Genomic DNA, 12,738 nt, shown 5'->3' on the forward strand with positions numbered 1-12,738 from the left:
TCACCCGGGCGCATAGCTTGACGCCATGGACCGTCGCCGGATCGCCGTCATCGCCGCCGGCCTGGTGCTCTTCGGCGGGGTCGTGGCGGTGCTGCGCACCACGGGCGCGGACGACCCGTCCGCCGGACCGCCCACGTCCGTGCCGCCGCCGACCTCGCTCGCGCCGTTCGCCGCGGAGGGCGTGCTGGTGCCGACGCCCGGTGCCGCGCCGAACACCCCGGAGGGGGTGCGGGTGCTGCCCGGACCGGGCCGGGTGCAGGTGCTGTGGACCGGTGACGCGCCCGGCTACGAGATCGGGTGGGGTCGCGACGGCCGGATCGACCACCACCGGCTCGTCGCCCAGACCGCGACCCAGCTCGACGGGCTGGACGACGGCGCGGAGTACCAGGTCGAGGTGCGCGCCGTGGACGCCTACGGGCAGCGCTCCGAGCCGGCCGGCGGACGGGCGACGCCGAGGTCGGCGCGGTCCGGCGAGTACGCGGTGCTCGACCTGTTCGACCAGGCGGACGCGCCCGACCCGGCGCGCTGGCGGCTCGCCGTCCGACCGAACTGCGCCCGCGCCACCCCCGGCCGGGGCGACGACGGCCGGCGGCTGGTGATCAGCAGCAACTGCGCGGCGGCCCCGGCGGTGCTGCGGTCGCGCACGCCGTTCGTGCTGCGCGACGCCGACGACCGGGGCCGGTTCATCGTCGAGACCGACGCGCCCGGCGCGGACGGCGAACTGACCCTGGACCTGGTGCCCGGCCCGGTGAGCACGGTGAGCGGCGACGGCCTGCCGCCCGGTGCGATCCGGCTGCGGGTGGCGTCCGGCAACGGCACGACCACCGCCGAGGTGCTGACCGCCGAGGGCGCGCCGACCACGTCGGTGCGCGCGGTGCCGGTGCTGGAGCGGGGCCTGACCCACCGCTGGGAACTGGCGCTGCGGCGGGATGGCGCACGGGTGCTGGTGGACGGCGAGGTGGTGGCCACCAGCCCGGCCGTGCCGACCTGGACCGAGGCGACCGCGCTGGTCTCGGTCTCCGGGCCGACCGGCCAGCGGGTCACCCTCAGCCTGGCCGCGTTCGACGCCGCGCCCGCGACCCCGCCGCCGGCCGTGCCCGCGCCGGAAGTGCGGGTCGTGGTCGCGCCGGAGCCGGCGCAGGGCGGCACCACGCCGATCCCGGGCGTGACCGGCGGGCAACTGCGGCTGACCCTGCTGCACTCCGACCCGTCGCCCACCGCGCCGGAGTTCACCCTGGCGGTGGGTGAGCAGCGGGTGCCGCTGCGCCCCGCCGTGCCGGGCGCGCCGTGGCGGGCCGGGGTCGGCTACCCGGTGGTGGCGGACCTGCCGGCGGCGGCGCTGGTGCGCACCGGCGACCACGTGCGGGCGACCGTGGTGACGCCGCTGCGCGTGCAGGCCACGCACGCCGACCTGGAGCTCACCGCCGCCCCCGGCGCGTCCACGAGCCCGCCGAGCACCGAGACGACCCCGTTGAACGGGCTGGAGGCGGTCCTGGCGCGGGCCGACGGCACGGTTCTGGACGCGGCCGGGCGGCCGGTGCCCGAAGGTGCGCCGATCCAGCGCGGGCGGGTGGTGTTCGACCTGGTGCTGGACGGGCGGTCCGGGCAGCGCGGCACGGGCCTGGCGGGCCTGGCCGGGTTCGTCGTGCGGCTGGACGGCGACCGGGTGGCAGCGGTGCCGACGAACCTGGCCGGACCGGGCATCGCCGGGAACTACCGGCTGGCGCTGGACACCGGAGGGCTGTCGTCCGGACCGCACATGATCGAGGTCAAGCTGTTCGGCACCGACCCGGCCACCCGCCCCACCTCGGCGTTCGTCTCGTTCTCAGTCGACTAGCCAGGCTTCCGCCGGCGACCTCCGGGCGGTTCCCCGGCCGCGTGACGGCGTATCGGGACGGTTGCTGGTCCACGTGGCCGACGGTTTCGGTCCATGTGGTCGACGGTTTGGGTCACGCGGCCGACGGTTTCCGGTTCGCCTGGCTGACGGTTTCCAGTCACGCGGCTGATGATTTCCGGTCACGCGGCTGGTGATTTCCGGTCACGCCGCTGACAGCTTCCGGTCACGTGGCTGACGGTTTCCGGTGCACGTGGCCGGGAGCCTGCGATGGCCTCCGGTGCCAAGATGAGAGCCATGCACCGCCCGCTGATCCTCGACGCCGCCCGCACCCCGTTCGGCCGCTACCGCGGCGGGCTGTCGGGGGTGCGCGTGGACGACCTGGCCGCGCTGCCCATCACCGAACTGCTGCGCAGACACCGGGTGGACCCGGCGCGGGTGGACGACGTGCTGTACGGCAACACGAACGGCGCGGGCGAGGAGAACCGGAACATCGGCCGGATGGCGGCGCTGCTCGCGGGCCTGCCGCCCACCGTGCCGGGGGTCGCCGTGAACCGGCTGTGCGCGTCCGGCGGCGAGGCGATCGTGCAGGCCGGGCGGGCCCTGGCGACGGGCGACGCGGACCTGCTCGTGGCGGGTGGTGTGGAGGGCATGACGCGCGCCCCGTTCGTGGTGCCGCGCGCCGACAAGGCGTTCGCGGACCGGATGGAAGCGGTGTCCACCACCCTGGGCTGGCGGCTGGTGAACCGCCGAATGCGTGCAGAGTGGACGGTGCCGCTCGGCCGGGCCGCCGAGGACGTGGCGGTGGCGCTCGGCATCACCCGCGAGCAGATGGATTTGTACTCGCTGCGCTCGCACCGGCGGGCCTCGGCGGCGTGGGACGCGGGCGTGCACGTCGGGTTCGCGTTCCCGGTCCAGCTACCGGACGGCTCGGCGGTCCGGCGCGACGAGTCGGTGCGCCCGGAGACGTCCCTGGAGAAGCTCGGGAAGCTGGCGTCGGCGTTCTCCGACTCGGGCCCCGTGACGGCCGGCAACTCGTCCCCGATCAACGACGGCGCGACGGCGCTCCTGATGGGCACCGAGGAAGTCGCCACCGACCTGGGCATCACCCCGCTGGGCGAGGTTCTGGGCAGCGCGGTCACCGCCGACGAACCCCACCGCTTCACCCTCGCCCCGGTCGCGGCGATCCGGAAACTGTTGGCGCGCCTGCGAATCTCCGGCGCGGACGTGGACCTGTGGGAGATCAACGAGGCATTCGCCGCGATGGCGCTGTCCGTCCTGCACCACCTGCCGGAGGTGGAGCGGGAAAAGGTGAACGTGCACGGCGGCGCAATCGCCTACGGCCACCCCCTGAGCGCGTCGATGCCCCGAGTGGTGGTCGACCTGTGCCGACACCTACGAGCACGCGGCGGCGGCCTGGGCATCGCGGCGGCCTGCGTAGGCGTAGGCCAGGGCATGGCCATCGCGGTCCGCGTCTAGCCACACCCACAGCGCCCCGGCAGTCAGCACGCCCCGCAGAAGCCCCGCGCCAGGTTCGCCCGCAGCCCTGCGCTGGGTCCGGTGGTGGGCCTCGGTTCGGCCTTCCGGGCTGGGTCCGGTGTGGCCTGGCGGACTGGCCCGGCGGACTGGCTTTGCCGACTGGTCCGGCGGACTGGCTTTGGCGGCTGACCTTGCGAGTGGCCGGGGGCGCGTTCCTCATGACTGTGAGGGAGGGGTGGGGGGGCGCGGGTGGTGGGTTCAGTGGTGTGGGGTTCAGGCGGACGTTCATTCTTCACCGAGTGTCGGAAACAGTGTTTCCGTACGTATTTCCGACTTCTTCACTCGGTTGTGGGACGAATGGCGCTGTTGCCGGGGCATTGACGTCCCACTGGTGCGGATTACCGCACCAGTCTAGCCCGCGTGCGTTGGCCTGGGGTCGATCAGCAGGTCGCCAAATCAGGCTGTGGGGCGGCAATGCCCCGTTCGACCCTCCCGAAAGGACTGCGGGCGGTCGGATGCGATGCGCGGTCAGATGCGGTGCACGGTCAGATGCGTCAAGCGGTCAGATGCGGTGGGCGATTCGCGGGTAGTCCAGCACCAGGCCGGCCTTGTCGACCGTGATGTCCTGTTGGAACTCACCGCTCTCGAACGACACCACGGACTGCTCCTCCCCCACCGACACGGTCCGGTACGTCTGGTGCACCAACCGCACCGACAGGTCGGGCAGCGTCACGTACACGACCGGCAGTTCCTGTTCACCCGGCTCGTTCTGCAAGCCGAGCCGGCGGATCGGGATCGCGTTGAACAGCACCGCGAATTGCACGTCCACGTCGACCGCGCCGTCGAAGTCGACCCGTTCCGCGCCTCGGCCGGAGTCGACCAGCCACACGCCCTCGGACGACCGGGACACCGAGATCTGACGCTCTTCGGACACCGTCGCGGTGCGCAGCAGGAGCCGGGTGACCGCGCCGGTCTCGCCGACGGACACCTCGAACGACCCGCTGAACTGCTCGTCGGGTCCGGCCGACACCAGTCTGCCGGACGCCCGCAGCCTCGGTTCGGACAGCAGGAACCGGACCTGCTCCAGTCGGGCCACGTCGTAGCCCTGCCAGGTCACGATCTGCGCGGAAGGCGAGCGGGTGTCTCCCTGGGGCACTGCCCGCTCAGCCGTGTTGAACGAATTCACTCTCCACCCGGAAGGATGTCCTTGGCCTTCTCGGCCACGCCCTTGACCTGCTCTTCGTGACCGAACCTGCCGGCGATGAAGCCGGCTGCGGCGTCGATGCCCTGGTCCACCTTCTCGTGGTTCTGCTCGGCCAGTTCGAGCGCCTTGTTCTTGATCTCGTCGAAGTTCATCGTGCTCCCTCGCACTCCTGACGCAGGCTACCCGAATCGCCCTCGCGTCCCCAGCTCCAAACGCTACCTCCGGCACCTGACGGGAGCCCAGCCGCCGCCGGAGCGGACACACCGAGCGTGGTCCTCACCACGGCACACCGCCACCCGACACCGCCACCTGATACTCCAAGCAGGCACCCAGCCGGCGCACCAACTCGCAGAGCCGCCTGGCAGTGCTCTCGCGGCTGTGGGCAACCGGTCCGACGTGACCGGCTCCGGAAGACCCCGTCGTGGCCGTGGGGCGGGGTGGGGAGGGTTCGGTGCCCGGACCACCGTCGCTTCGGTCACCGCGCGCGGCGACCACCGGTCGGAAGCCCGGGGAGCCGGTCAGCAGCTCCCGCACCGTGACCGCCTTTCGCACAAGCCCGTGAACGCGGAACGGGCCCCCTCGGTGTTCCGAGGGGGCCCGTTCCGAGACCACAGGCGAGGCCGCGACTTCCTGGCGGCCCGCCGACCTGCCGGAAGCAGGTCCGTCACCTGCCGGAAGCAGGTCAGTCTTACGCGACCGGTAGTACGCGGCCGGTACTACCCGGCCCCGTACTACCCAGCCGGTACTACGCGGTCTTCTTGCGGCGCACGATGATCATTGCCGCGGCACCCGCGCCGAGCAGGCCGAGGCCGATCAGCAGCGGCACGAAGATGGACGCACCGGTGGAGGCCAGGTCGTCCTCGTTGCCGCCGGGGCCCGCCGGGGCTTCGGTCGTCGTCGTGGTGGGCGCGACCGTGGTCGTGGTCGTGGTGGTGGCCTCGGCCGGCGAGGTGGTCGTGGTGGTCGGCGTGGTGGTGGTCGTGTTCTCCGACCACTTGGCCTTCGCCTTGTCCAGGGCGTCCACCTGCGTCGGCTTGGCGATCACCAGCGACTGGGTCTGCTTGTTGCGGTCGCTGGCCACGAACAACCGGCCGTGGTGCAACTGGGCGGTGGCGCGGACGGTGAACTCGACCGAGCCGGGCGCGACGCCCTCGTCGACCTTGATGAAGATCTCGCCGACCTTGGTCTCGGCCTTCGCCGACAGGTCACCCTGCTGCACGACGTCGAGCGGCTTGCCGTCCTTGTCGGTGAGGGCGACGCCCTGGGGGATGCCCGCCTCGACGATGACCTTGTCCGCCGTCGTCTTGACGGTGAACGGGCCGATCAGCGAGCCCGCCGAGCCTTCGAGCTCCTTCGGGTCGACGGTCAGCGTCGGGGCCGGCTCGTCGCCGATGCCGACGTTGTCCGGACCGGTGAGCTTCTTGTAGATCGCGAGGACGTCCTCGTCGACGTTGTCCTCGTCCTCGACGGTCGAGTTCTTCTCGTCGAGGGTGATCTCGTCGGTGAAGTGCCAGATGGCGGCCTGGGTGGCCACGATGACCGCGCTGACCTTGACGGTCTTGAGGTCGGGGACCCCGGCCGCTTCCGCGACGTCCTTGAAGGGGACCGTCGGGTAGCTGTTGTGGAGGATCCAGTTGACCTTGGCCGCGTTCTCCTTGAACTTCGTGTTCGAGTTCGGGTGCTCGTTCCAGGGCACCTCTTCGAGCGGCGTGTTGTCCAGGAGTCGCGTCGGCAGCTCCACGCAGTACGCGGTGGCGGTCTGCGACTTGCCGTTCTCGATGATCTTGAGCCCGATGAGCTTGGCGTTCGTGCCCCCGGCGTCGACGGGCTTGCCGTCCTTGTCGATCAGGTTCAGGCCCATGCCGGGCTCGTCCGCCCCGGCGTCGGGCGTCACCTTGACGGCGTCGGCCGCGGCCGGGAGGGCGGACATGAACAGGAGCGAAGCGCCGAGGACCGCAGCCCCCATGCGCTTCAGGGTCAACCGGGGTGCCATGTGTCTCCTTGAGGCTCGCTGGAAGCCCGTGGTGTCGTTCAAGGCGGCGGTCCTGGCCGGATCCGGCGGGCTGCACGGGTGCAGAGGTGCGCCGACACCGGATCGTCAGGAATGGCCGGAACACTATCCGATTGGGTTTCCCCCGAACGTGTACGGGGAATACTGTGGGTAGCACCCATCCCGATCAGCCAAAATGGATCGCGACCGTCCACAGAGGATGATCGAACACCCGGTCGGACCAGTGCGAACAGCGTGTCGAATGGCCGTTTCGCCTACTGGCGAATGGCCCGCACCACTGCGACGAAGATGGAATCACCGCAGGTCAGAGGCTGTATGACCCAGCTCACGTCGCAGAGAGCGCGCCGAACCGACGCAACACCGTTGCGGAAAAGATATCTAGGCGACCAGCTCGGCGGGGACCACCGGGCGCACGTCGCCCACGCGCAGCGACGTGCCTGGAAGGCACAAATCCCTGGCCGTAGGCGGCTGACCAGCGAGAATCCACCGGCACAGCGCTGCGAGCTGGTATGACACCAACGGGGGAACGGCATCACCCAGATGCCGGTACGCATTGCCGATGATCGACACGTCGAACCGGAACTTCCGGGGGAACCCCTGGAGCAGCGCCATCTCCCGCACCGTGCACAGCCGGTCCTGCTCCGGGTGCGCGTAGCGACCGTTGCCGACGTGCCCGCACTCCCGCTTGATGGTCCGCGCCGGCTCGTCCCACCACATCCGCCCGTAGACGTCCGGGTGCGATCCCCACTTCCCGTCTTCGATGATCTTGTGCTGCGCCGGGTTCAGCAACCGCTCGGCCGGTGACCCGACCAGGTCGCCCCACGACCCGCCGTTCGCCGGGATGGCCATCATCCGGTCCAGCGACCGGCCGCGCCGGAACGACGGCGACACGTGCACCGGGTCCTCGGGGTCGGCCTCGCCCGCCGGCACGCGCGGCAGCTTGCCGATCGCCCGCCGCACCGTCACCGCCGCCGGGCGCACCTCCCAGCCCGCCCACAGGTCGTCCATCGTCCGCAGCGGCACGCCGCGGTCCACCGCGACCACCACCGCCCGCTCGCGCAACTGGGGCAGCCCGAACCGGGACAGCATGTGCGACGAGGCGTCCACCTCGTACCCGAGCTCCAGCAACTGGTCGACCAGCCCGTCGAGGTGGTGCCGCTGCTTGCCCTTCACCAGCTCGCGGGCGTTCTCCAGCAGCATGACGCGCGGTCGCAGCTCGGCCACGTACGCCGCGACCCGCCCGACCAGCGAGTTGCGCGGGTCGTCCCGCAGGTGGTTGGCGGCGGTGATCCGGGTGAAGCCCGAGCACGGCGGGCACGCCACCAGCACGTCCAGCTCGCCGCGCCGCAGCCCCCACACCTCGCGCAGCACGCCCGGGTCCAGCCGGCCCAGGTCGACCTGCAACGGGTCGACGCCGATGTTGTCCCGGTAGGTCCCGTTGCAGCGCAACGATCCCAGCCGCGAGGAGGGCTTGCCGATCTGCGCGTCCGCCGCGCCCACGACGGTGAAGTCGCGGTGCGCCTGGAACCCCAGGCTCATGCCGCCCGCGCCCGAGAACAGGTCGACAACCTTGTAGGAGGGTCCGCGCACGCCGATGATCGTACGACCTCGGCGCAACGTTCCGTACCCGCGCCGTTGCGCCGTTCAGGGGCACCGATCCGTTAGCTTCCCGCACATGGAGCTACCCCTCGCCTGGCAACGGCCGGATCCGTTGCGCGGCTTGGCGAAGACCCCGTGGGCCGAGCTGGCCCGGGGGGCGGGTGTCGACGACCTCTTGCGCCGCACGGCGAAGGGCGACCAGGAGGCGTGCGGCGAACTCGAAAGACGGCTGCTGGACGACGACACGGTCTCCGAGGCGAGCGTGCACGCGGTGCCGTTCCTGGTGGAGCTCGGCGCGAACTACAAGGTGCCCGGAGCGTCCCGCGATCGGGTGATCTTCCTGCTGGCCGCGATGGCGTTGGCGGGTGCCGGCTTCACTGCGGACGGCCGGCGCACCCGCCGCCGCTGGAACCCGCTGCGCCGCGAACTCCCCCGGGTGGCACCGGACTGGATCACCCACGTGCGGTACGCCGTCGCGAAGGGCGCGCCGAAGGTGTTCGACGCGCTGGGCGGCGCTGAGGTGGCGTGCTCGATGGCGCTGGCGATCGCGGTGCCCGAGGTGGCACCCAAGCACGTCGTGGACGTCGCCCAGGGCATCGCGTTCGGGGGCAGCCGCCCGCCGGCCCTGGTGGAGGCCGCGTGCGTGGCGCTGCACCTGCTGCTGGACGAGGACACCGACGACGCGTGGGCGCACGCGATCGCCCAGGGCGACCCGGACCTGCTGCGCGCCTACGAGAACGGGGACTTCCCGGCCCACCAGCCGGCGGCGGTGACCGCGCAGCTGATGGGCTACCACTACGCCTTCCAGGCGGCCTACGGCTAGCGCCGGCCGTCAGGCGGTGACCGCGTCCAGCTCGACCACGGGGACCGCCGCGATCTCGTCCTCGACCGGCACGGCGGGTTCCAGCGGGCCCAGCGCGGTCTGCCACTCCTGGTCGGCCAGGGCGAACGCGGCCACGGTCAGCGCCACCACCGGGCGGCCCGGGGGTAGCTGGTCGGCGGCGAGGTCCAGCTCCAGCCGCGCGCCCAGCGGCGAGGGCCGCAGCCGCAGCGCGCCGTGCGGGACCTCCTCGGGGTGCGCGAACCGGCACGACCACTCGGTGAACACGATCGGCCGTTCCACGGTCTCGGTCGGGTTGACCGCGCGCACGTTCGCGCCGACCGTCCCGTGCCGGTAGGCGTCGGCGGCGGCGACCAGCAGCTCCTCGAACTCGATGGACGAGACGCCCAGGTCGTGGCCGGCGACCAGGGCCACCTGCACCAGGGCCAGCGGGAGCTGCGGGAGGGCGTCCTCGAAGCACACCATCGCGCCGCCGTAGCGGGTGTTGATCTCGGTGGGCAGGAAGCCGTCGGCGGTGGCGATGCCGTCCAGGGTGAACGTGCCGCGGTAGTCGACGGTCTCGCGCAGCCGTTCGCCGACCCGGCGGGCCAGGTTGCGCATCTCCTCGCGGATGCGGGCCGGCGGGTCGTAGTACGACGCGCACCCCGCGTAGAGGAAGCGGGCCTGGCCGGCGCGGCGCGGGACGACCATCTCGATCGGCCGCAGCACCGCCGTGCCGTCCGGGAACACGATCCCGTGCACGCTCACCGGGATTCCCTCCAGGAACGGCATCACCCGGACGAAGTCGCACTTGGGCCCGAGCACCGCGAACGCGTCCAGCGCCTCCTGCCGGTCGCGGACCCGGCGCACGAAGTTCGCGCCGCCGTTGATGGCGGGCCCGTCGCCGGACCACACCACGCCCGCGCCCCGGTCGAGCTTCAGCGTGGCGTCCCAGAGGGCCTCGAAGTCCAGGTCCAGCACCACGGCCGGGGCGCGCGGCGCGGACAGCTCGTCCCACAGCGCGTCGATCGTGGTCTTGTTCTCCAGCTCCACCCACTCGGGGCGGCGGGCGTTGAGCACCGGCCGGCCCGCGAACTCGGGCGTGTGCAGGTAGGGGGTGCTGATCACCAGGGCTTCGCCGGCCGGGTCGAAGTCGGCGAGGACTTCCCGGACCCGGCGGGTGGGCGAGGTGAGCAGCCTGGTCAGCCGGTTCTGCTCGACCGCGACGAAGCCGCCCGCGATGCCCAGCGTGACCCAGCGGGCCACCCCGGAGTCGTGCAGGGGCGCGTGATCGTCCGTCGACAGCACGAGGGTGTGGCGAGCGCCCAACTGGTGCAGCTCACCGGCGCGCGTACTGAGCCGGGTGCCTCCCGCGAGCACGACCAGGCGGTCGCCGAACAGGGTGCCGAGGCGCTCGTGGAGCGCGGAAAGGACGTGATCCATCGCCGAGAACTCGCTTTACGAGAAGCAGACGAGACAACCGGCGAGCGCCGGGTGCCACGAACTGTAGAGGCAGGCGAGTGGGACGGCCCAGCACGGTCCGGCAACGACCGGGTGACACTTGCCGAGGGCGGTCGGGGCGACCGCGCCGGATCATCGAGCGGCGTCGCGAAGTACCTGGTCGACCTGGTTCAGGAAGGCTCGGCGGGAGTTCGTCCTCAGGGCCGGGAGGGTGAGGCCGGACAGCGCGTCGTCCACGGAGGGCGGCGCGGCGGCGACGATGGTCGCGGCGGTCTCCAGGAAGCGCCGGCGCTTCGCCTCCTGGGCGGCGTGATCCGCAAGAACGCCCTCGATGCTCGTGTGCATGACTGGATGCGGGTAACTCACTTGGGTTGTATCGGCCGGGCAGGACAACACCTTTAGGGGCAATTTTCCCCAGGTCGCCGACCCCCGTCCGGGTGGCGTCGTGCTGGGATGGCCGACATGCGCGTTCTGGTCACCGGGAGCCGCGGCTACCTGGGGCGAAGCATTGTTGACCAACTCATCAACGCCGGTCACGAGGTGATCCCGTTCGCCGGGGACATCCGCCGCGCGGACATCCCCTCTTCGGACGGCGTGATCCATCTGGCGGCACTGGCCCGCGTCCGGGAATCGTTCAACGATCCCCTCTCGTACTACGACGTGAACGTCACCGGGACCCTCCGATTGTTGAAATTCAAACCACCGAGGTTCGTGCTGGCGTCCACAGCGGGCGTTTACGGCACGCCGCGTGGCCACGTGCTCACCGAAGAGCACCCGCGCGAGCCGACGAACCCCTACGCCGCGACCAAAGCCGCCGCCGAGGACGCCCTGGCGTGGACCGCCCGGACCGGCGCGCTGTCCGCCACGACGCTGCGGCTGTTCAACCTCGCGGGCGGCGGTGACCGCGACGACACCCGCGTGGTGACCAGGGCGTGCGCGGTGGCGGCGGGGCGGCTGCCGTCGATGGAGGTCTACGGCGACGGGTCGGCGGTGCGGGACTTCGTGCACGTCGCCGACGCGGCGCGGGCGTTCGTGCTGGCCCTGGAGAACAGCGGACCGGGGCACGAGGCGTACAACGTGGGCGCGACACCGGCTTCGGTCGCCGACGTGCTGGCGGCGGTGCACCGGGTGACCGGCCGGCCGGTGGCCGCGGACCGGAAACCCGCGCACCCCGGCGAGACCGGGGTGCTGCGCGCCGACACCGCCAAGCTGCGCGCCCTGGGCTGGCGGCCGGCGGAGTCGGACCTCGACTCGCTGATCCGCTCGCAGTGGGCGGCGGAAACGACGCGCCGGACGGTGTGACGCCACCCGGCGTTGCCCTGCGCGGGAGCGGCGGGGCCGACCCGTCAGGTCCGACCGCCCACACCCCGGGGGACCGTCCACATCGGCCCGGTCGGGATCGAGCGCCCGGCACCGGCTCAGCCGTTGTCGGTGCGGCGCTGGGGCACCGGCACGCGGTCCAGGTCGGCGGCCACCACGACCTCGCCGGAGAACACCTCGGCCGCCTCGGCGTGGAACAGCGCCGGGTCGGTGTAGCGCTGCGAGAAGTGCGTCAGCACCAGCTTCCGCACCCCGCACTCGGCCGCCACCCGCGCGGCCTGGGCCGCCGTGAGGTGCCCGTGCCCGGTGGCCAGGCGCTCGTCGACGTGGAGGTAGGTCGACTCGACGACCAGCAGGTCCGCCCCGTCCGCCAGCTCGAACACCCCGTCGCACAGCCGGGTGTCCATGATGAACGCGAACCGCTGCCCCGGCCGGGGCGCGCTGACCTCCTCGCGCTGGACGGGCGTCAGGTCGCGGATCGCGCGGCCGTGGATGCCGAGCGCGGCCAGGCGTTCCGGCAGCATCCGCCGGCCGTCCGGCTCGACCAGGCGGTAGCCGTAGGTCTCCAGCGAGTGGTCCAGCCGGCGGGCCTCCAGCACGCCGAACGGCCCGGTCGCGATCGGGCCGGGACCGGTCACCGGCAGTTCCCGCAGGTCGAGCGCGTCGTAGAACGCGCTGGCATGCCGCAGGCGCTCGAAGAAGTGCGCGCCGGAGGCCGGGTAGTGCGCGTGCACCGGGTGTTCCGCGCGGTCCAGCGACAGCCGTTGGACGATCCCCGGCAGGCCCAGGCAGTGATCGCCGTGGAAGTGGGTCAGGCAGATCCGGGTGATGTCGCGGGCGGGCACGCCGGCCAGCAGGAGCTGCCGCTGCGCGCCCTCGCCCGGGTCGAACAGGAAGCCCTCGTCGTCCCAGCGCAGCAGGTAGCCGTTGTGGTTGCGGGTGCGGGTGGGGACCTGGCTCGCGGTGCCGAGCACGACCAGCTCACGGGGGGACACGTGGCAGAGTCTGCG

11 protein-coding genes are annotated in these 12,738 nt (G+C 72.1%); 4 read left to right on the forward strand and 7 right to left on the reverse strand.

Annotation, left to right across the window (positions count from 1 at the left end):
* Positions 1–25: 25 nt before the first annotated feature.
* Positions 26–1,837 carry a fibronectin type III domain-containing protein gene (locus AB0G01_RS03105; RefSeq protein ID WP_360939075.1) on the forward strand — a complete coding sequence of 604 codons (1,812 nt, stop codon included), beginning with the start codon at positions 26–28 and terminating at the stop codon, positions 1,835–1,837.
* Positions 1,838–2,131: 294 nt separating this feature from the next.
* Positions 2,132–3,313, forward strand: a complete 1,182-nt coding sequence (locus tag AB0G01_RS03110; RefSeq protein ID WP_360939077.1) for a thiolase family protein — start codon at positions 2,132–2,134, stop codon at positions 3,311–3,313.
* A 562-nt stretch (positions 3,314–3,875) separates the two neighbouring features.
* Here the strand turns inward: AB0G01_RS03110 and AB0G01_RS03115 are convergent.
* The 4 genes from AB0G01_RS03115 to AB0G01_RS03130 form a co-directional block, all read right to left on the reverse strand.
* The gene (locus AB0G01_RS03115; protein ID WP_360939079.1) at positions 3,876–4,469 is read right to left on the reverse strand and encodes a putative glycolipid-binding domain-containing protein; all 594 of its coding nucleotides are present in this window, start codon (positions 4,467–4,469) and stop codon (positions 3,876–3,878) included.
* Positions 4,470–4,495: 26 nt separating this feature from the next.
* On the reverse strand, positions 4,496–4,669 hold the full coding sequence (locus tag AB0G01_RS03120) for an antitoxin (protein ID WP_360939081.1): 174 nt from the start codon (positions 4,667–4,669) through the stop codon (positions 4,496–4,498).
* Positions 4,670–5,262: 593 nt separating this feature from the next.
* Positions 5,263–6,510 carry a thioester domain-containing protein gene (locus AB0G01_RS03125; protein WP_360939083.1) on the reverse strand — a complete coding sequence of 416 codons (1,248 nt, stop codon included), beginning with the start codon at positions 6,508–6,510 and terminating at the stop codon, positions 5,263–5,265.
* Positions 6,511–6,906: 396 nt separating this feature from the next.
* Positions 6,907–8,118, reverse strand: coding sequence for a DNA cytosine methyltransferase (locus AB0G01_RS03130; protein ID WP_360939085.1), 1,212 nt, complete (start codon positions 8,116–8,118; stop codon positions 6,907–6,909).
* Positions 8,119–8,203: 85 nt separating this feature from the next.
* On the opposite strand from AB0G01_RS03130, the gene AB0G01_RS03135 reads away from it, so the two are divergent.
* On the forward strand, positions 8,204–8,950 hold the full coding sequence (locus AB0G01_RS03135; protein ID WP_360939087.1) for a hypothetical protein: 747 nt from the start codon (positions 8,204–8,206) through the stop codon (positions 8,948–8,950).
* 9 nt (positions 8,951–8,959) lie between these two features.
* Here the strand turns inward: AB0G01_RS03135 and AB0G01_RS03140 are convergent, their stop codons facing one another.
* Together AB0G01_RS03140 and AB0G01_RS03145 are read right to left on the reverse strand one after the other, a co-directional pair.
* Positions 8,960–10,390, reverse strand: coding sequence for a hypothetical protein (locus AB0G01_RS03140; protein ID WP_360939089.1), 1,431 nt, complete (start codon positions 10,388–10,390; stop codon positions 8,960–8,962).
* 150 nt (positions 10,391–10,540) lie between these two features.
* Complete coding sequence (locus tag AB0G01_RS03145) at positions 10,541–10,753, reverse strand: hypothetical protein (RefSeq protein ID WP_360939091.1); 213 nt, start codon at positions 10,751–10,753, stop codon at positions 10,541–10,543.
* A 117-nt stretch (positions 10,754–10,870) separates the two neighbouring features.
* On the opposite strand from AB0G01_RS03145, the gene AB0G01_RS03150 reads away from it, so the two are divergent.
* Positions 10,871–11,710, forward strand: coding sequence for an NAD-dependent epimerase/dehydratase family protein (locus AB0G01_RS03150; RefSeq protein WP_360939093.1), 840 nt, complete (start codon positions 10,871–10,873; stop codon positions 11,708–11,710).
* 116 nt (positions 11,711–11,826) lie between these two features.
* On the opposite strand, the gene AB0G01_RS03155 is transcribed toward AB0G01_RS03150, so the two are convergent.
* Positions 11,827–12,723 (reverse strand): ribonuclease Z, encoded by an 897-nt coding sequence (locus AB0G01_RS03155; RefSeq protein ID WP_360939095.1) that lies wholly within the window; start codon positions 12,721–12,723, stop codon positions 11,827–11,829.
* Positions 12,724–12,738: the final 15 nt, after the last annotated feature.

Origin of the sequence: Actinosynnema sp. NPDC023587 (assembly GCF_040640215.1) — a bacterium.
In the GTDB taxonomy this organism is placed as follows: domain Bacteria; phylum Actinomycetota; class Actinomycetes; order Mycobacteriales; family Pseudonocardiaceae; genus Actinosynnema.